Origin of the sequence: Phyllobacterium brassicacearum, assembly GCF_003010955.1 — a bacterium.
Taxonomy (GTDB): domain Bacteria; phylum Pseudomonadota; class Alphaproteobacteria; order Rhizobiales; family Rhizobiaceae; genus Phyllobacterium; species Phyllobacterium brassicacearum.
Window position 1 is genome coordinate 77977 of record NZ_PGGO01000002.1, and the last position, 17560, is coordinate 95536.

Annotated in this window: 22 protein-coding genes; 20 read left to right on the plus strand and 2 right to left on the minus strand. The window is 54.3% G+C overall.

Annotation, left to right across the window (positions count from 1 at the left end):
* The first annotated feature begins 17 nt into the window (after positions 1 to 17).
* Positions 18 to 911, plus strand: a complete 894-nt coding sequence (locus tag CU102_RS03170; RefSeq protein WP_106709532.1) for a LysR family transcriptional regulator — start codon at positions 18 to 20, stop codon at positions 909 to 911.
* 786 nt (positions 912 to 1697) lie between these two features.
* Here CU102_RS03170 and CU102_RS03180 read toward each other — a convergent pair.
* Positions 1698 to 2084: a bacteriocin gene (locus CU102_RS03180; RefSeq protein ID WP_106709534.1), complete on the minus strand. Its 387-nt coding sequence runs from the start codon at positions 2082 to 2084 to the stop codon at positions 1698 to 1700.
* A gap of 183 nt (positions 2085 to 2267) precedes the next feature.
* Between CU102_RS03180 and CU102_RS03185 the strand changes: the two genes are divergently transcribed.
* From CU102_RS03185 to CU102_RS03220, 7 genes are all read left to right on the plus strand, one after another.
* Entirely contained in the window at positions 2268 to 2504 is a 237-nt protein-coding gene (locus tag CU102_RS03185; protein WP_245425149.1) for a helix-turn-helix domain-containing protein, read from the plus strand.
* A gap of 399 nt (positions 2505 to 2903) precedes the next feature.
* Positions 2904 to 3239, plus strand: coding sequence for a hypothetical protein (locus tag CU102_RS03190; protein WP_106709535.1), 336 nt, complete (start codon positions 2904 to 2906; stop codon positions 3237 to 3239).
* Between the two features lie 32 nt (positions 3240 to 3271).
* Complete coding sequence (locus tag CU102_RS03195) at positions 3272 to 3568, plus strand: hypothetical protein (protein WP_106709536.1); 297 nt, start codon at positions 3272 to 3274, stop codon at positions 3566 to 3568.
* 504 nt (positions 3569 to 4072) lie between these two features.
* Positions 4073 to 4306: a hypothetical protein gene (locus tag CU102_RS03205; RefSeq protein WP_106709538.1), complete on the plus strand. Its 234-nt coding sequence runs from the start codon at positions 4073 to 4075 to the stop codon at positions 4304 to 4306.
* Positions 4307 to 4397: 91 nt separating this feature from the next.
* Complete coding sequence (locus tag CU102_RS03210) at positions 4398 to 4709, plus strand: DUF982 domain-containing protein (RefSeq protein ID WP_106709539.1); 312 nt, start codon at positions 4398 to 4400, stop codon at positions 4707 to 4709.
* A gap of 2 nt (positions 4710 to 4711) precedes the next feature.
* Entirely contained in the window at positions 4712 to 4966 is a 255-nt protein-coding gene (locus CU102_RS03215; RefSeq protein ID WP_106709540.1) for a Rossmann-fold NAD(P)-binding domain-containing protein, read from the plus strand.
* Positions 4967 to 5368: 402 nt separating this feature from the next.
* Positions 5369 to 6265 carry a helix-turn-helix domain-containing protein gene (locus CU102_RS03220; RefSeq protein WP_166648367.1) on the plus strand — a complete coding sequence of 299 codons (897 nt, stop codon included), beginning with the start codon at positions 5369 to 5371 and terminating at the stop codon, positions 6263 to 6265.
* Between the two features lie 116 nt (positions 6266 to 6381).
* Here the strand turns inward: CU102_RS03220 and CU102_RS03225 are convergent, their stop codons facing one another.
* A complete protein-coding gene (locus CU102_RS03225) occupies positions 6382 to 6840 on the minus strand; it encodes an RrF2 family transcriptional regulator (protein ID WP_166648366.1) in 459 nt (152 codons plus the stop codon).
* 446 nt (positions 6841 to 7286) lie between these two features.
* Between CU102_RS03225 and CU102_RS03230 the strand changes: the two genes are divergently transcribed.
* From CU102_RS03230 to virB11, 12 genes are all read left to right on the plus strand, one after another.
* The gene (locus CU102_RS03230) at positions 7287 to 7814 is read left to right on the plus strand and encodes a hypothetical protein (RefSeq protein ID WP_133624467.1); all 528 of its coding nucleotides are present in this window, start codon (positions 7287 to 7289) and stop codon (positions 7812 to 7814) included.
* Positions 7815 to 7817: 3 nt separating this feature from the next.
* Complete coding sequence (locus CU102_RS03235; RefSeq protein ID WP_133624465.1) at positions 7818 to 8444, plus strand: lysozyme family protein; 627 nt, start codon at positions 7818 to 7820, stop codon at positions 8442 to 8444.
* A gap of 16 nt (positions 8445 to 8460) precedes the next feature.
* Positions 8461 to 8757 (plus strand): TrbC/VirB2 family protein, encoded by a 297-nt coding sequence (locus CU102_RS03240; protein ID WP_106709545.1) that lies wholly within the window; start codon positions 8461 to 8463, stop codon positions 8755 to 8757.
* Positions 8758 to 8773: 16 nt separating this feature from the next.
* Positions 8774 to 9139, plus strand: coding sequence for a VirB3 family type IV secretion system protein (locus CU102_RS03245; RefSeq protein ID WP_106709546.1), 366 nt, complete (start codon positions 8774 to 8776; stop codon positions 9137 to 9139).
* Positions 9136 to 11505, plus strand: a complete 2370-nt coding sequence (locus CU102_RS03250; protein ID WP_106709928.1) for a VirB4 family type IV secretion/conjugal transfer ATPase — start codon at positions 9136 to 9138, stop codon at positions 11503 to 11505. Before CU102_RS03245 ends, CU102_RS03250 begins: the two co-directional genes overlap by 4 nt.
* On the plus strand, positions 11502 to 12263 hold the full coding sequence (locus CU102_RS03255; protein WP_106709547.1) for a TrbJ/VirB5 family protein: 762 nt from the start codon (positions 11502 to 11504) through the stop codon (positions 12261 to 12263). Before CU102_RS03250 ends, CU102_RS03255 begins: the two co-directional genes overlap by 4 nt.
* 2 nt (positions 12264 to 12265) lie before the next feature.
* Positions 12266 to 12520, plus strand: coding sequence for an EexN family lipoprotein (locus CU102_RS03260; RefSeq protein ID WP_106709548.1), 255 nt, complete (start codon positions 12266 to 12268; stop codon positions 12518 to 12520).
* A gap of 13 nt (positions 12521 to 12533) precedes the next feature.
* Positions 12534 to 13499 carry a TrbL/VirB6 family protein gene (locus CU102_RS03265; RefSeq protein ID WP_106709549.1) on the plus strand — a complete coding sequence of 322 codons (966 nt, stop codon included), beginning with the start codon at positions 12534 to 12536 and terminating at the stop codon, positions 13497 to 13499.
* A gap of 314 nt (positions 13500 to 13813) precedes the next feature.
* The gene (locus CU102_RS03270) at positions 13814 to 14488 is read left to right on the plus strand and encodes a VirB8 family type IV secretion system protein (RefSeq protein ID WP_106709550.1); all 675 of its coding nucleotides are present in this window, start codon (positions 13814 to 13816) and stop codon (positions 14486 to 14488) included.
* Complete coding sequence (gene virB9, locus CU102_RS03275; RefSeq protein WP_106709551.1) at positions 14488 to 15354, plus strand: P-type conjugative transfer protein VirB9; 867 nt, start codon at positions 14488 to 14490, stop codon at positions 15352 to 15354. Before CU102_RS03270 ends, virB9 begins: the two co-directional genes overlap by 1 nt.
* Positions 15351 to 16532 (plus strand): type IV secretion system protein VirB10, encoded by a 1182-nt coding sequence (virB10, locus tag CU102_RS03280; protein WP_106709552.1) that lies wholly within the window; start codon positions 15351 to 15353, stop codon positions 16530 to 16532. The genes virB9 and virB10 overlap by 4 nt, the downstream gene beginning before the upstream one ends.
* Positions 16529 to 17545: a P-type DNA transfer ATPase VirB11 gene (virB11, locus tag CU102_RS03285; protein WP_106709553.1), complete on the plus strand. Its 1017-nt coding sequence runs from the start codon at positions 16529 to 16531 to the stop codon at positions 17543 to 17545. The genes virB10 and virB11 overlap by 4 nt, the downstream gene beginning before the upstream one ends.
* Positions 17546 to 17560 lie beyond the last annotated feature (15 nt).

Here is a 17560-nt window from a genome sequence, read left to right on the forward strand (position 1 = left end):
TTCAGAAAGGCTAAACATTGGAGACCCGATTTCTGAAAACATTCCTATCCGTCGTCGAATCCAGTTCGATCGCTGCAGCCGCCCGCAAGGAGAACATTACGCCGTCCGCTGTGGTCCAGCGGCTGCGCGCACTGGAAGACGAAATCGGCGCGGTTCTGGTGCGCCGAGCCGGCCATTCGATGCGACCAACCGAGGCCGGCTCATCTGTGATCGAGACCACCCGGCGGATCGTGGAGGCCGCGGAAAGCATGCAGACAATTGCCAACCAGAAGGAAGAGATCGGCACCATTCGCATTGGCGTGATCCATTCGATGATCACAGGTCTCCTGCCTGAAATATTGACCACGATGAAAGAAAGGCGACCGGGTATTCAAGTGGAAGTGCAGCCCGGCCAGTCATCGGACCTCTATCAAAAGATGGGCGAAGGGCACTTGGACGCCGCGATACTGGTCGAGCCTCCATTTGCGATTCCAAAGGAATATGGCTGGTACGAACTTCGGCAGGATCCCCTGATTGTCTTAACCAGCATCAATGAAACTGAGACGGATCCACTCGCCCTGCTGAGGAGTGCACCGTTCATCCGCTACGATCGAAAGCATTGGGGCGGGCGACCCGGAGACACATACTTGCGGCGTATCAGGCTGAACCCGAAGGATAAATACGAACTGGACTCGCTCGAGGCGATTGTCGTGCTGGTGAACCGCGGGTTGGGCGTGTCCCTGGTGCCTGATTGGTTTCCCCCCTGGCCAGAGGGCTTGTTCTTGCGAAAGCTTCCTTTAGAGGGCGCGCCCTCCCGCGGCGTCGGCCTAATCTTCCCAAGGCTTGCATCAAATGAGCGTCTGGTGCGTGCCTTTGCGGAAGAGGCCCGCGACGCCGCGAAATTGAAAGAAGCATCATTGGTAAATACTTAAAAAAATCAATGTCTATGCGATTTGTTGCTCGAGTCGAAATCACTTGGAACGCTACTACTAGGAAGAAATAAACCTCCGATCTCGCGGCAAGGCGGATCTCGACGACGCCAAAGCCCTCGCCCTGCTTGTCTCCGACAAGTTTTTTTAACGAACTCTATTCCCCTTTTCTTGGCCATTCTTCCAATTGGCTTTTTGGCCCGCACTTTTGTTCGATCTCTGTGTCGTTTCAATGCTCAGGGCTCATTCCGTTCCCGGATTCTGTCGCCACTAACAACATGGTATGGATGAAGCGGAGTCTTGCCTCCGATAAGTCGAGTCTCAGCGTCGTCCTCCATTCCTCGAGCGTGTACTGAATCATGGGCAAGAGCGCGGGTCCCGACGAAATCGACATTGCCGAGAAAGCCCAGACACTAGCCCCGCGGCGGCCAGTCAAGGCTGCACCACGGGGCGCGCGGGAGCTGCAAGACGCTGAGGCGAATGATGTTACTGCTTGTTCTTCCCACCCTGCCAGAGGCCTGTCTCGTCGTTACGCCACCATAGCCCTCCGACAATAGCTGCAACGCAGAGCAATATCACGAATAAATAATACGAATCTTTGGGGAAAAATTGATAGGAAATGAGTGTGGCCACACCGACAATCAAACCTCTCAATAGCAATCTTGCCAGAAATGAAGTTCTTATAATTGCGTTGTTTGCTGATACTAAAAGTTCCATCATTGATATCTTCCTTCCATAAATCACATGCGTGCTTCGGCTCTTTTGCGATTAGTTCCTGGAATTCAGCAACTAGTGATGATCGCCAGCATCTCGACCACGTCCACCTGGACCACTGCTGCCCCCGCCGTAATTGCCCATTGCGTCGTACTGAGAGTCGTCAGGCACGCCACTCCAATCAGTGTCGCCCAGTTGTTTGCCGACACGCTCCCCGATTTCTCTTCCGGCCTGGCTTCCCAGGCCTGTTCCTATGGCGCCCCCGGTTGGACCGCCCACTGCAGCACCTCCAGCTCCGCCGAGGCCAGCGCCAACAGCGCCGCCGATTCCGCCGCCAATACTCTCGCCATCAAGTGCACCGGCAAGCACCGGTTGTATAGCAATAATCACAGCAAGCGCAGAAGCCGAAGTGATCAGGGCAAGAGAAAAGGGACGAGCTTGAAATGGTTTCGTTGTCCGCATGTCTGAATAATCTCCTCAATTGTTAAAGCCTCCCAGGAACGACGATGAAAGTGTTCTTTCCTGGCAGAAGTATAATCACATGAAATATTGCAAATTGACCATGTATGCTGGTATCTATAATATGACATATAGTATATAATAAATATCCAATGATAAATGGATATGCCGAGCCGATCATGATCTATGATCGCAATGGACCAATTCCACGCTCATACATTTCGCAAGATTCTGGCCCGCAACATGCGGATCCGGCGTGCGGAGCTGGATATCACCCAGGAAGAGGTTGCTCTGCGTACGGGACTCACCCAGGCGTATCTCAGCGGCATCGAGCGGGAGAAAAGGAATGTCACCCTGGACAACATTCAAAAAATTGCCCTGGCTCTCGAAACAACAGGGGCGGAACTGCTCAACATTCGTTAACAGCTTGATCGTATTGGACGTTACAGTAGTCGCTGCCGGAGGATGGCCCTGACGTATTTGGTGTCGCCCTCTGATCGCGAAGGCCCCTGCTCTAAAGGTGCATGCTCGCGGCTGCTAGGGAGTCTAGTTGGAGCGGGGCTTCTTCCTTGGAACCACTGGTTTCTCGATCGCTTCTGGGCACACAAGAAGCGATCCTGTAGTGCCTTTCTGTTCTGTTTTGGTCACCTCGTCGCCTCTGAGGCGGCGTTTTGGGCAAGCTGGCGAAGTGACATGCAATGAAACCGAAAACATCTCACGGCAAAACGCCAGTCCGAATGTGTGACAATCCCTGCTTTCCACAGGCCGGCAGTCCCTGTCGTAAGTTGACTTCGGTTATCAGTCGGGCATGTTGAGGAAATCATGGCCACCGATTGGGTCACGACACTGCAGGAACAAGCGGATTTTGCGACACAGATCGCAGAAGACGTGAAGCAGACCCTCAAAATGCCAGATCTGACAGCTACCCAGGCGTCCCGGCTCTATCGGGTGGTCGAGCAAGGGGCTCAAAGCTTTGACCGCATTATCGATGAAATGGAGCAACACGATATAGAGAGTAGTCTTACCGAGGCAGCCGACACGATCGCTGACATGTGGACTAGTCTTTCGATCGCTACTGCAAACAGGTTACGCGCTTTACAGGGCCTGAAGCCCATCGAATTCCCGTCCGATGAAAGCGTTACCGACAGCAATACTTGAAATGAAAGTTTGGAACCTACAATCTTCCGGTTATGGAAATTACCTGGAAGCCGATTCACCTCGATGCTCGTAACAACCCAGATGAATTTGTCGCGATTGCGTCCGACATCGTTATCGGCCGTATTTACCGCATTTGCGGCGGCCCCAAACACGGAAATTGGTACTTCAACTTTCAGCTTGGTCGCAGGCCCTTTCGTACGAGTGCCATGAACGGAGTCGTTTCGAAACGAAAAACAGCTCAACAACGTGTGTTGCAATTATTCATAGATTTCTTGGCAACGCCATCTGATGATGGCGGCGGCAAATCCGGCGCGCCTAGCGGCCAGTAGCGCTATCTTACATATGCCGAAGATGCCGCGGGTGCGCACTTGCACACAACCGGAGATTGTTTAACATTCTTTGCACAACGGTGCGTAGAGCGGGATCATCAGTAGTAGTCGGAATGCCTTTATGGAGCGCCTGAAGAGGGTCATCCTCGAGTACGAGGAGACGATCGAAAGGCTCGAGACCGGGCAAGAAATGGGCCACCGAAGCGGTACGGCCAGGAATGGTATTGCAGCGAGCACAAACGGGACGGTGAGAACGGAGGCTAACCCGTCAATCGCTTCTGACCGATGTAGATATCAGCTTCTCGCGCAGCTTCCAGGCTGTCCTTAGTCCGATGCCTGCCCCACCCCCCAACGGCTTTACTGCTACCGAGGATGAGCTGTCGAACGATGTAATACTTTTAATCGAAGGAATTATTATAAGTATAAGTGTCGAGGTGACACTTAAGACAAATACGCGCATGTTAAACTGCCTAAAAACTTACTTTCGGCGAGGGAGAAATCGGGATGACACAGAAAAAACTGGTGCAAATGGTCTTACTTGGCATCGGAATAGCACTTGCCGGTGCGGGCGCCCCCGCGGCCTACGCGGGCGACTATGGTTGCGAGCCGCCGGGAGAGCAGGCCAAGGGCAACAACGGATGGGGACAAGAGAAGAACAAGGGTACGACGGACGGAACCAATAATGGTAGCGACGATGGCGCCACGGCGGAATCGAAGTCTGTCAGCACGGCTCGATAGTTCCAACACATTCATTTGGACGGCGGCGGTATTGCGTTATCGCCGTCTTTCGCTGTCCGGACCCAGGCATTTCTGATACCGTTTTGAGACGATGGAAGATTACAAACCGTTCAAAATCGTCTCTGTCCTGCGCGACGGCAAGGCAATAGGCATCACCTCTGCCTACGACGCAGCGGTATTCATGCTGGAGAAGTGGCCTGATGAGGATGGTCTCAAAGCCAGGCGGGCGCGCCAAATCCTATTGAGCTGTCTCGCTGGAGAATGCTCGGCCGCTGTCGCTCGTGTGGCCTTTGTTGAAGCTGCAAAGGAAGCGGGCATCTTTATAGAGACGACGCCGCAGCTGCCGGACTTCTTCTTGACGACGGTCATGCCGGCGCGATCTACAATGCTACCGGTCCCGTAGCAGTGACCGGCGCAGACCGAGCCGCAATCATTTCCGAAATCACGGGGAAGCCTCTGCGCTTTACCGTGCTCGATGAAGCGCAGCTTCGCCTCAGTCTCCCGCAGGCCGGCGTACCCGATCGATACATCGACTCCTTGATCGATATTGAAAAGCATTTCCTGGCGGGTAGTTTCAACATCGTCACTGGAGATGTGGAACGCATCTCGGGCCGTCCACCGCAGCGCCTTCGCGAGGTTCTTTTACAGCAACTCGCCTAGCCGATGGCTGTCTCGCGGCTCGCCCGTCCTGGCCCAGGCCCAACCGCAAGGACAACCAATCAAGCTTGTCGGCATTCAGAGCAGAGCGGCCCACGCCCCCTACAAATCAAGGATGAGCGAGCCACAGTCAGGCAAGACCGTCGAGCACGTAATGGTATGAGTCTAAGAGTACAGCGCAACAATCCAAACAAAGGCGCAACTTTTGCCGACAAAGAGCAATTTCTATAAAGTTCATCCCTTGTGCAATCGCCAATGGTGCTGAATAGGGGATCGTCGGGTCTGTAAAAGACGCCATAGACGACAATGGTAGGTTTCTGCGTTGGAGAGGAGGACTACGGGAAAGCGGTCTCTGGAGTGCATTAGCACACAGGAACCTGCCAGCCGAGCATGGGGGAGCCTCGAATGCCGAAGAAGATTCGGAACGCGACTTCAGAGCATCGCCTCGCCGATTGGTATGAAAAAAGCGGGCTGGCGCGCTTCTGCGAAACCATGGAATTCCGCGCCAAGGGTACCGTTGAGATGTCTGATGTCTCTAACAAGCGGCTGCATGGAACGGTCCCGGCTGCGACGGGAATCCTTATCGTCAACAGCCGTGGGTTTGGGCATTATCGACGCAACCTTGGCTACGGCTGGGAAGAAGGCCGTCAAAACGGTACCGTGACACTTGTCTTGCCGGCAAATTGTGATTGGGATGTCGCTTTCGAACACCACACCCGGTCTTTATCATTAGACCCGGCCCAACTTGAAACGCAGATGCATGTCCGCGCCGAGCGCCTTGCGGCAGCGTTCGAGCGCCTGTCAAATCACTGCTTCACCAAAAACTTCGTCAATAGCCTGATGAAGGAGATGTGGCACAACAGCGCCGAGGAGACGGGATGGCTTGGCGAACTCTTCTGCGACAGTGCATCGCTGGCACTCGTAGCTTACTTGCTCCGCGAGGAACTGCGGTCCGATCAACAAGCCAAACGAGGAGGGTTAGCACCGCATCAAATGAGAATGCTCATCGAATTCATGTCGTCTCGTCTCAGTAACAAGCTCCGGATATCGGAACTGGCGGGTATCGCAGGCTTAAGTGAATATCATTTCATTCGGGCATTCCAGCGGGAAACTGGCATCACGCCGTACCAGTATGTCCTGCGTATGCGGGTCAACAAAGCAAGCGAGTTACTGCGGCAACAACCATATATTTCCATCGACGAAATTGCGCTTCTGTGCGGATTTGGTTTGGCGTCTGCGCTGGCACAGCAGTTCCGGCGCCTGATGGGTATGAGCCCCCGGGCATATCGTGATCGGCTGTGACTGGGAGCGACCATTCACTTTGCCCTGTTTGCGGAGTCCAGCCATTCCAGCACTACAAAGAAAGAAGTCAACGCTCCTTGTTCGATTATGTGAAGGGCGAGCATCCCTGACAGCGGCTATCTGTCCGGTCGTTTCCTGACCAGGTGCCGAATGTTGAGAGCGACTTGAGTGAACGGGTCCCCTGCAAGATCGGCTATCGTATAGTGATCGAGACGCGCGAAAAAGGCAGTTTTCGCGTGCTCGATTGCGAAACGATAGATCGAATTCGGATGCTGGACAACGCCGTGTTCGTCGGGTTCCAGCCAAGGGACAAGGGCAAGATCCTGCTCGAGCATGGCGATCATTTCGCCAAGAGAGAGCGTTGACGGATCCCGGATGAGTGAATATCCGCCCGACCGGCCAGCATGAGACGTGATTATTTCGTTATCGTTCAAGGTTTTCAGCGGGCGCTTGAAGGCAGTTGGTTTGATGTCAAAGGTTTTCGCCATGTCTGCGATAGAGACAAGCTTCTCTTTGCTGGCAGCCATATAGACCAGGGCTTTCACCCCGAGGTCTGTCGTAAACAGCAGATGCATTAGTTTATTTCCGCCCTTCAGCCGCGGATTTCTTAAGCGATTTCGCCGCTCTTGTCCAAATATTGCTGTCACCATCAAATTATTGCCATAACCGGAAAAGTGTTTGATCGTATGGACTTATCATCAATCAAGGTAAATGGGCACATCCATTGCTTTTGTTTAATCTAACTCGTATGTGACACTTTCTATTTTTTACGATCGCGACGTGTCCGAAGCCATAGCCAACACGGTCACATAAAAGCGCGTTATTGCATTGAATTTACACATATTTATAACTTTTTGAAACTCGTTGTCGCGGTTGAGTTTCAAGCAAAATCCTGATCGTTTGAACAATGCAATTGAATTGTCACACTTCTTTTATTGACATCAAATGTCATTAATAGGTATTTCTAATCTTCTATTTTAGGAGACCAATTGTCGTCAGCAAGCGACTTGCAGGAGAGACGATGAGTTCGAATGTTCTTAACATGGCGTTGTTCCTGGGCGGCTTGATTGCCGCTGGAATGGCAGTTCCAGCGCCTGCCAGGGCCGATGACTGGGCCTGCAAAGTTGCGCTTTGCATTTCAAATCCGGCTGGGCCAATGGCAGTTTCCCAATGTGTGCCTCCGATGAGAAAGCTCTATCGTCATCTGGCGCGCGGCGGTTCGTTCCCGATCTGCAAGTCGGCTGATGGCGATGTGAATGTCAGGAGATATGGCCAGGAGCACTATGACGATTGTCCGGCTGGCACGAAAGCGGTCAACCGAACGATTGGAGACAAGGGGCGTGGAAACCGCCGTTACTGCGAAACATTCGCGCCAGTTAAGGGCGCTCGTTCCATCGGCCGGGGCGACTCTGATCGTCAATATGCCGTTCGCATCATCAACGGCAAACGCGTTTGGGGAAGGGTCCAACTCAGTCTGCCGCCACGACGGGAAAAGCCAAGCTATCTGGAATACGTCGTCCGGGGTCAAACACAGCGCATCTGGTGGTGATCCATGGATGCTCTTTCGATTTTAGCACTCGCCACGCAATGCGTGACGGCAGCGCCGGCCCCGGTCGTTGCCGCAATGGCAATCGCGGAAACCAATGGCTCAGCCTATGCAGTAACGATCGGCGACGAACCCGTGTCGCCAGCAGATATCGACGCAGCGGTGCAAGCCGCTGCAATCGGACTCTCGAATGGCCACGTCGTCAAAATTGGCATCGCGAGCGTCCCGACAACGGAATTCGATAAGCGAAATATCGCTTATTCCGATGGTTTTTCCATCTGCCGCAACATGGCTGTCGCCGGCGATCAGTTGCGAGAGTCCTGGCAACGGTTCGGCGCTCGAGACGAGCACTGGCGTCTCGCCGTGCTCGAAATCGCCACCGGTAATCCCGGCGTCGAAGGTGATTTCGCGCACAGGTTCGACACAGCGATGACCGAAGTGCGAAAGGCTGCGCAGGGTCTTCGGCAACCGTCAGGAGCGGCCGTAGCTGAAGCACCTGCGAAACCGGCCGCTCGTAGCGGTTCGTCATATGCCGACACAGAAACCGCACCCTCTGAACCAGCAAAGGCAGCTGGTGCATGGGACGTCTACGGCCGCGATTCATCGCAGTCGCTCTTGATTTTCTCAAAGTGAACCAAGGAGCTCACGAATGTCTATCAGCGCATCGCGCTTCCTCCCGTTGACTATTGTGGCGCTGTTGCTGTCAGTGCTTTTTGTTGAGCCGGCCGCTGCTCAAAGCCTCGGCGGCGCAGAGAACATTCTCCAGACCATCGTTGATGCCCTGACCGGCAACATTGCCCGTCTGATCGCAATCATTGCCTGCATCATCATAGGCTTCGCGTTCCTCTTCGGGTACGTGGATCTTCGCACTGTCGGCTACTTTGTCGTGGGCGCCATCATCGTATTCGGTGCCAAGGAAATCGTAGACCTTCTGGCACAAAAATAGGCAGGCGCTCGAAACGATGGCGGCATACGTTCCCGATACAGAAAAGCCAACAGAAGATTTGCTGTTCCTTGCCTGCACTCGACCGACAATGATGGCCGGTGTAACGATCGAGGCTGGCTTCATCATCCTCATTGTCACCGGCATTGTTTTCCTCGCCGGTGGCAGTCTGCTTTACCTGCTGTCGGGTGTGTTCATTTATGCAGCGTGCCGCACGATGTGCGCGCAAGACCCTAACCAGTTTGCAATTCTGTTTGCCTGGGCTCGCACCAGGATGCGGTGCAAGACACGGGCATATTGGGGTGGCTCGTCCACCGTGAGCCCGTTGCGTGTGCGCAAGCCACGAACCTGGCGTGAATTTGAAAAATGGGAGGCCTGGAGATGAAACTTGCATCGGGCGCGCATGCATTGCGACGAGAAGCAGATGCGGCGGAGCAGCTTCCCTATCGCCGGCACATTACCGATAATGTTATCGGCCTCCGAAGCGGTCAGATGATGGCGGTGATCGAACTCGAAGGCGTATCCTTCGAGACCACAGATCAGACCGAACTGAACGATCTTCATACCAAGCTCAACTTGCTCTGGCGCAACGTCAATGACGAACGTCTTGCTCTTTGGTCCCACGTCGCACGCATGCGCGAACGCAATTACCCGGACGGCACATTCCGTTCGGATTTCGCCCGCTGCCTGGACACAAAATACAAGGAACGCATGACCGGCGAAAAGCTCTATCGTAATCGCCTGTTTCTTTCGCTTGTATGGGCCCCGGCGCGGGGCATGGAGAAAGTTTCGTCCCTGGCGGCACGGCTGCGCGCAGCTCGCAAGAAGGGCGTTGAGTTGAACGAAAAGGCACTGCGCGATTTCGAGGTTGCGTTGCCGACGATTGTTGCGGGCCTGGAACGCTATGGCGCGCGCCTGCTCGGCCTCTATCACCACAACGATCTCATTTACAGCGAGATCAACGAATACCTGAACGCAATCGGGACGCTTGATTTCCGGCGCTTTCCGTTGGTTGCAGGGCCTATAGGCGGAGCAATCCTGCTTGATCGGCCGCTTTTTGGTCGAGAGGTAATTGAGCTTCGCGGTGCGGGGTCGTCCCGCTTTGCGGGCATGTTCGGCGTCAAGGAATACTCGGCCGTCACACGACCCGGTATGCTGGATTCCCTTCTTCGGGCTCCTTTCGAGTTTGTCCTGACGCAATCGTTTGCCATGGCCTCGAAAGCCGAGAGCCGGACAATCCTTTCCCGCAAGCAAAACCAGATGACCAATGTGGGCGACCGTGCACTTTCGCAAATTGGTGAGCTCGATACTGCGATTGACGATCTGGAATCGAACAGGCTCACCATGGGGCGCTATCATCTGAATATGATGGTCGTTGCGCGCGACACGAAAGCCCTGTTGGATCAAATGGCAATCGCGCAACGCTATTTGTCGGACGGCAACATCGTTGCAGCTCGCGAAGATCTGGCGCTTGAACCGGCCTACTGGTCGCAGTTTCCCGGCAACTTCCAGCATCGCCCGCGGGCCGGACACATATCGTCGCGAAACTTCGCATCGCTTGTTCCCTTCCACTCCTACCCGAAGGGCGAGCTGACGTGCGAATGGGGGCCTTCGGTAGCGCTGCTGAAAACCCCGTCCGGTTGCGGTTTTCACTTGAACCTGCACGTGGGAGACCTTGGAAACACGTTCATTTGTGGTCCCTCGGGTTCCGGAAAGACCGTTCTGCAGAACTTCATACTTGCGCAGCTTCAGAAGCACGAGGCGACGATGGTGTTCTTTGACAAGGACCGTGGTGCTGACATTTTCGTCAGAGCTGCCGGCGGAACCTATCTGGCACTGCAAAGCCGTCGCCCGACTGGCTGTGCACCTCTGAAGGCGCTCGATCTGAATGATCCCTCTCAGTACGATTTTGCAGTCAAATGGGCGACAAAGCTGGTGCACAGGTCTGACAAGCCGCTAACGGTGACCGAGCAGAGGGAAATCGAAAACGGCATCGTCCAATTGCGTCATCTGCCGCAGGACCAGCGCACCATTGGCGCACTGCGGGCGTTTCTGGGGCAGCGCGACCCGGAAGGCATCGGGGCTCGCATGGAGCGTTGGACGAAAAGCGGGCCGCTCGGATGGGTGTTCGATAATGAGTTCGATGCTCTTGGCCTCGATGCGAAGTTCATGGGCTTCGACATGACGGATTTTCTGGATGATGCCGAAGTCCGTACACCTCTCATGATGTACCTGTTCTATCGCATTGAACGACTGATCGACGGGCGCCGCATCGTTATTGACATTGACGAATTCTGGAAAGCGTTGGGTGACGAGGCATTCCGTGACCTGGCCAGGAACAAGCTCAAGACCATTCGTAAGCAGAATGGCTTGATGGTGTTCGGTACACAGTCGCCGGCGGACGCGATCAAATCTCCGATCGGCTATACGATCATCGAACAGTGCCCGACAAAGATTTTTATGCCGAATGCCTATGCCACGCCTGAAGACTACATTGATGGCTTCGGGCTCTCGCGCAAGGAATTCAAACTTATCAAGGAAGAGATGACTGTTGAAAGCCGGCAGTTCCTCATTAAGCAGGAACATAATTCGGTGGTGGCTGAGCTGTCCCTCCACGGTTTCGATGATGAATTGACCATTCTTTCCGGCCGCACCGCGTCCGTAAATCGTCTCGATGAAATCCGTGCCCGGGTAGGCGAAGATCCGGCGATCTGGATGCCGATCTTGCTAAACGAAGGAGTTTCCGCATGACGAGGATCTATGCAGTTCGCTCGCAAAGCCAATTCGGGCGGGTGTGCAAACTGATACGCGTTTCACGCTCGATAGTCCTGGCCACAGGAGTGGCATTGGCTGCAGCGGCCAGTGCGCATGCTCAGGGCATCCCTGTCATAGACGCGACTGCTGTTGCCAAGCATCTGGAGCAAATCTCCGAGCTTCAGAAGCAGCTCCAGGAAGCCAGGAAAATCTACGATACCGCAAACCACCTCAAGGAGAGCATGAACGGTATCACCGACATCAAAGACGTCGCGGGGCTCCTTAGTAACAGCGATTTTCAGCAATATCTGCCGCAAGAGTATAGCCAATATTCGGGTGCGGTGAATGATCTGATTAACGGCAACGTGGGCGGCTTCGCAAAGCAGTACGATTACTATCAGCGCGAGGGCAACAGCCCAGCAAATGATTTTTATTACAATGAGTTGAACCGCCGCAAAGATGAAACCTACAAAGACATGGCCGTAGGCGAGGCTGTCTACAATCAGGCATCCAGGCGTGCCGAAGGTCTAAATGAGCTCAAGGACAAGCTGGCGTCCGCGTCCACACCAAAAGAAGTCCTCGACCTTCAGGCCCGCATTTCGGCCGAAAGCGCATTTCTTCAGAACGACATTAATCGGATGCAGGGCCTCGCGATGATTCAAGAGGCGCGCAATCGCGTCGATCGACAGCGTAGCATCGAAAGAAAAAACCAATATCTGGACGAAATTAGAAGTGCAGTCGGGTCGAAAGGTTAACTATGCGATACGCAATTTTTGTGCTGGCAATCTTCTCTCTTACTGCGTGTGGAGAAGACATGACCAAGAAAGCAGATCACGATGCTACTGCCCGCGATGTCCAATATTTCCTCGATAATCCGGATGAGAGGAAGGCTGTCTTCTCCAAATGTGAGAATAATCCAGGTGAATTGAGAAACGCTCCCGAGTGTCAGAACGTCAGAGAAGCAAATAGTAAAGCTTACCTCGATGACATCAAGAAGGCTGTGAGCAAATAAAGGTCACCGAAAAATGGCGTACGCCTCCGATTTTGTAGAGAAATTTACTGATCCACTGGATAGATTCATGACGGATGGCGTAACGTCACTTGCCGCAGCCGTGAAAGGTCCGCTTTATGCTGGCGCAACGCTCTACATCGTAATTTTCGGCATATTCATACTTCTTGGCTACGTGCGTGCGCCGATTTCCGACTTTATCGGAAATGTCCTCAAGATAACTATCGTAGTCACATTAGCCACCAAAGTAGGCGACTACAATTATTATGTGAAGGATCTATTCTTTACACACCTCCCGGAGGGTATAAGCAACGCAATAGGAAAAGTAGCTAGTGGCGACACATCTGCAACGTCCGTGAGCAACGGAAAAGCGTTTGACGATGTGACCGATCAATTAATCGCATTCTCAACGGCTGTTTATTCCCAGTGGGATTGGGACAATTGGTATCCTCTTTTGGCAGCGGCAATAGTGCTACTCGGTCTCATTCCTATCGCGGCTTTACTTGCCGTCGTGTTGCTAGCAAAGGTAGGACTCACCTTGATATTGGTGCTAGGGCCGGTTTTCATACCACTGTTTCTATTTAGGCCAACGCAGTCATTCACGTCGGCGTGGATTAGCGCGCTAGTGAACTTTGTCGCTCTACAAGTTCTGTCTATCACCTTCATCACCTTAATGTTGAATATCACGACTGGCTTTATCGACGATGCACAGACGCTGGAAGGTGGCGCGCAAGCGGCAGCGGCCTTAAGCATTTTCTTAATTTTCGTCCTGGCTCTTATTCTGGCGGTCTACCTCCCTACCATTTCTGCGCATCTTGCCGGCGGAGGGTTCCAGATTGGATCCAGCCTCATCAATTCAAGTAGCGATCCGACACGTACCGTAGGCAGCGCAGCGGGCAGTGGTGCTACGCGCGCCGCCAGGTGGGGCTGGAACAAAGTGCGCGGCCTTGGCCAGAGCAATACTGTCAAAAAAACGGGGTAGTTATGTCATTAGTTTTTCGCGTGCTGACGCTGTCAGCCACCCTGTGTCTTGCCCTAGGTGCCTGTGCGTCCATCGAAACAAAGGGCCTCCCTAGATGCTCTGGTCAGGATCGCCGGCCGCTAAACGGTGACCTTTGGCAATGGAGCGATGCGCAGCCTTCGTCACAAGCCGGAGCTGAACCGATGGAATTTGCCGCCGCGAATGCGCAGCAGTCGGGAGGCGTCACCGCGTTACATCGGATTGTCGCTCCCGAGGGTGCGCCGCGATGGAATATCGCAGCATCCGAACAGCATTGCCGGTAGGGGGAAACTGGCATGGTCACTGAAGAAAATCTCAAAGAATATTTCGAGCGGTCCCGACGCTGGGAACAGGATGAGCTTCGCTCCGCGCGTCGCTCGAAGCGATTGGCGTGGACGGTCGCGGCTGTGGCAGCGGTTGGAATGATTGTCTCGGTCGGTGCGGTTGCAGCGTTGGCTCCGTTGAAAACAGTTACGCCGTTCCTTGTACGCGTCGATAACACAAATGGCATTGTGGATACGGTTGCGTCTCTGAAGGACGCACCGGTGCAGGTTGACGATGCCATGTCACGCTATTTCGTGGCTAAATATGTTCGGGCTCGCGAGGGCTATTCCCCTGACACGGCGAAATTTAACTATGATGTGGTCAGCAACATGTCCGCCGGCCCGGTTCAGGAGTCTTACGCGAATGCTATTTCGGGTAACAATCCCGCCTCGCCGCAACGTATCTACGGCGCGCAAACCAGGGTGTCGGTAGACATTACATCAGTCCAGCTCGTCAGTCCTGGCCTTGCTTCGGTGCGTTATCGCCAGACGATTGAGTACGAGCAAAACCGCACGACAAAGCACTGGATTGCAACGGTAGTTTATCAGTTGCTTCCGGAAGCCGAGTTGACCATCCAGCAACGTCTCATCAATCCGGTTGCCTTTGCCGTCACAGAATACCGGACCGATCCGGAGGTCATAGAGTAATGGGGTCCTTGCGCACCTTTTTGCTGGCATGCGGTGTTGCGTTGGCTGTATCGCCCGCATTCGCGCTGGACACACCTGTGGGTGGGTCCAGTGACAGGCGCATTCGCTTCGTGGACTACACCCCGAACGATGTTGTGAAAGTCGTTGGGCGTTTCCGCGCAAGCACACAGATTGAATTCGCGCCTGGCGAAGAAATCGCCCATGTGGCTATCGGCGATAGCGTGGCATGGGAAGTAGCACCAGCAAAGAACATTCTGTTCGTGAAGCCGCGCGAAAAGAACCCGGCGACGAATTTGCAGGTCGTTACGATCCGGCAGACTGGCGAGCGGCGCGTCTACCAGTTTGAACTGCAAGCGGCCGAAGGCGACGTGCGACGAGAGGATGCCTATTTCGTCGTACGGTTCCGCTATCCGAGCGATCTTGCGGTACAACGCAAGGCAGAAGCTGCCGCACAACGGGCCGCGGTCGACCGCAACCGGGTAGACGATGCGCTATCGTTGCATCAAACCTACGGCGCGCGAAACTGGCGCTATAGCGCGCAAGGATCCCGCGCAATTCAACCTGATGCAATTTATGACGATGGCAAGGTCACAACGTTGCGCTTTGCGGGCAATCGCGAGATCCCGGCAATCTACATGGTCCAAAGCGACGGTAACGAAACCCTGATTCCGTGGGACGCCCGCCAAAACGGTGAGGTTGCCGTCATTCACGGCACTTCCCGCGAATTCCGCCTGCGTCGGGGTGGCGACGTCCTTTGTATTTTCAACGAAGCCTATGATCCGGTCGGCGTGAATCCCGGCACCGGCACCACATCGCCATCCGTGGAGCGCGTTGTTCGGCCCAAACCGCGAGGGAGCGACCGTTGAGCAACAAAAATCAGAAAAACGAAGAATATCAGATCGATGGCGAGCGCGGCTCAGGAATTACTTCTGTCGCGGGTGAATCGAGTACGGGGCAAAATTTCGGCAAGATGGTGCTGGTTACCTTTATAACGGTCGTCGGGCTCAGCTTTCTTTATTTGACTTGGAATAGCGGCGAGGAGGCACCAGGAGAAGATGATCAGCGGCGCACGTCGATTTCACCCTCCGTGCCCTTCACGCCCGCTGCAACTCCGCGACCGGCCGATCCGGCTCCGGCTGTTGCGCAACCGAATGAGCCCGAGCCGGCACCTGCGGATCCGGAGATCAATGAAATGCTGGAAGCGAGCATCCGCGCTCCAGTTATCGCGTTCAGTGCCGACGTGAACAGAAACGACAACCAGCAAGCCTCTGGCGACGGTGCACCGCAGGACTTTTCGATGGGACTGCCTCCGGGTCTCGTGGAGGGACAGCAGCAGCAAGATCGCTTGCGTGACAAGTTGCAGCCCACGCCACTTGAAGGCGTGAGCGCATCGGTTCTGCCAAACCTGCACATGGTGGTGCCGCAAGGCACGCAAATTCCCTGCATATTGCAGACTGCCGTTTCGTCTGATCAGCCGGGTTTCGTAACCTGCGTGGTGCAACGCGATGTTCTCAGCGCTTCCGGCCAGGTCGTGCTGATGGAAAAAGGCTCGACGGTCGTTGGCGAATATGAAGGCGGACTTCGACGCGGACAGCGCCGAATGTTTGTGCTGTGGAACCGCGCAAGGACACCAGGTGGCGTTATCATCAATCTTGAATCGCCGGCGGCAGATGGCCTTGGTCGATCCGGCTTTGACGGAAAGATCAAAACGCATTTTTGGGAACGGTTCGGCGGCGCCATCCTTATGTCAGTTGTGTCAGATGCGACGAAATACGCTTTTTCGCATCTGGTTGAGGGCCAGGACCTTGAGACCGAGAACACTGAACGCGCCTCACAGGATGCCGCATCGATCGCGCTGGAAAATTCGATCAACATTCCACCGACGCTCTACAAAAATCAGGGTGATGTGGTTTCCATCTTCGTTGCGCGTGACCTCGATTTTTCAAGTGTTTACGACTTGAAGCTAACGCAAACGCGCAAGCAGATTTATGACCGTGCTGTCACCGGCGACATGCGACGGGCTCCTGGTATCATTACCAAATGAGTGTTGATACGGGAGCGCTGCGCACATTTCTGGAACCGATTGGTGCGTTTCTCAAAGAAGACGGGCTAACTGAACTGTGCATCAATCGCCCGTATGAAGTCTGGTGCGAAGGGCGTAATGGCTGGTCGCGGCATGAGCTCAAGGACGAGAAGCTTGGCTTCTCCGGCCTTATGGGATTGGCGCGGCTTGCTGCGTCCTTCACGAAGCAGGATATCAATGAAGAGTGGCCGGTGCTCTCTACAACCCTCCCAGACCGCGAGCGCTGTCAGATCGTTATTCCTCCAGCCGTGCCGGAAGGCACGGTTTCGGTGACTATCCGAAAGCCGTCCGATGTGAAATTCAGCCTGTCAGACTTCGATGAACTGGGCTTCTTCAAAAACGTCGCTCCTGATACCGGTCAGATAAGTGACGTCGACAAAGAGCTTGTCAACCTTCGGAAGAGGGGTTCATGGCTCCGTTTTTTCGACCTGGCGGTCAAGACCCGGAAGAACATCATTATTTCCGGGGCGACAGGTTCTGGTAAGACAACCTTCTCCAAATCCCTTATCGAGTGCATTCCGTCGCATGAGCGTATCATCACCATTGAAGATACGCTCGAGCTTGATGTGCCACTACCGAACCATGTTAGGTTGCTCTATTCCAAGGACGGGCAAAGCCTGTCGAAAGCTGGGCCGAAACAGCTTCTGGAAAGCTGTTTGCGTATGCGGCCGGACCGTATCCTGCTCCAGGAACTGCGCGACGGAGCAGCCTTTTTCTATTTGCGTAATGCGAACTCCGGTCATCCGGGATCGATCACCACGGTCCATGCCGAAAGCCCGATGCTCGCTTTCGAGCAACTGACCTTGCTGGTGAAGGAATCGGAAGGCGGCTCGCAAATCGACCGGGCCGATATTCGCGCGCTGTTGCTTATGCTGGTCGATATCGTCGTCCAGGTAAAAAAATTTCCGGACGGTCGTCGGCAGGTCACCGAGGTCCATTTCGATCCGGAGAAGCAGCTGGCGCAAGGTATCTAATTCACGACGGTGGTG

What these genes read in the sequence shown, in the direction of transcription:
- CU102_RS03180 (WP_106709534.1), bottom strand. Translation starts at nt 2,084, where the DNA reads ATGCGGACAACGAAACCATTTCAAGCTCGTCCCTTTTCTCTTGCCCTG.
- CU102_RS03185 (WP_245425149.1), top strand. Translation starts at nt 2,268, where the DNA reads ATGATCGCAATGGACCAATTCCACGCTCATACATTTCGCAAGATTCTG.
- CU102_RS03190 (WP_106709535.1), top strand. Translation starts at nt 2,904, where the DNA reads ATGGCCACCGATTGGGTCACGACACTGCAGGAACAAGCGGATTTTGCG.
- CU102_RS03195 (WP_106709536.1), top strand. Translation starts at nt 3,272, where the DNA reads ATGGAAATTACCTGGAAGCCGATTCACCTCGATGCTCGTAACAACCCA.
- CU102_RS03205 (WP_106709538.1), top strand. Translation starts at nt 4,073, where the DNA reads ATGACACAGAAAAAACTGGTGCAAATGGTCTTACTTGGCATCGGAATA.
- CU102_RS03210 (WP_106709539.1), top strand. Translation starts at nt 4,398, where the DNA reads ATGGAAGATTACAAACCGTTCAAAATCGTCTCTGTCCTGCGCGACGGC.
- CU102_RS03220 (WP_166648367.1), top strand. Translation starts at nt 5,369, where the DNA reads ATGCCGAAGAAGATTCGGAACGCGACTTCAGAGCATCGCCTCGCCGAT.
- CU102_RS03225 (WP_166648366.1), bottom strand. Translation starts at nt 6,840, where the DNA reads ATGCATCTGCTGTTTACGACAGACCTCGGGGTGAAAGCCCTGGTCTAT.
- CU102_RS03230 (WP_133624467.1), top strand. Translation starts at nt 7,287, where the DNA reads ATGAGTTCGAATGTTCTTAACATGGCGTTGTTCCTGGGCGGCTTGATT.
- CU102_RS03235 (WP_133624465.1), top strand. Translation starts at nt 7,818, where the DNA reads ATGGATGCTCTTTCGATTTTAGCACTCGCCACGCAATGCGTGACGGCA.
- CU102_RS03240 (WP_106709545.1), top strand. Translation starts at nt 8,461, where the DNA reads ATGTCTATCAGCGCATCGCGCTTCCTCCCGTTGACTATTGTGGCGCTG.
- CU102_RS03245 (WP_106709546.1), top strand. Translation starts at nt 8,774, where the DNA reads ATGGCGGCATACGTTCCCGATACAGAAAAGCCAACAGAAGATTTGCTG.
- CU102_RS03250 (WP_106709928.1), top strand. Translation starts at nt 9,136, where the DNA reads ATGAAACTTGCATCGGGCGCGCATGCATTGCGACGAGAAGCAGATGCG.
- CU102_RS03255 (WP_106709547.1), top strand. Translation starts at nt 11,502, where the DNA reads ATGACGAGGATCTATGCAGTTCGCTCGCAAAGCCAATTCGGGCGGGTG.
- CU102_RS03260 (WP_106709548.1), top strand. Translation starts at nt 12,266, where the DNA reads ATGCGATACGCAATTTTTGTGCTGGCAATCTTCTCTCTTACTGCGTGT.
- CU102_RS03265 (WP_106709549.1), top strand. Translation starts at nt 12,534, where the DNA reads ATGGCGTACGCCTCCGATTTTGTAGAGAAATTTACTGATCCACTGGAT.
- CU102_RS03270 (WP_106709550.1), top strand. Translation starts at nt 13,814, where the DNA reads ATGGTCACTGAAGAAAATCTCAAAGAATATTTCGAGCGGTCCCGACGC.
- virB9 (WP_106709551.1), top strand. Translation starts at nt 14,488, where the DNA reads ATGGGGTCCTTGCGCACCTTTTTGCTGGCATGCGGTGTTGCGTTGGCT.
- virB11 (WP_106709553.1), top strand. Translation starts at nt 16,529, where the DNA reads ATGAGTGTTGATACGGGAGCGCTGCGCACATTTCTGGAACCGATTGGT.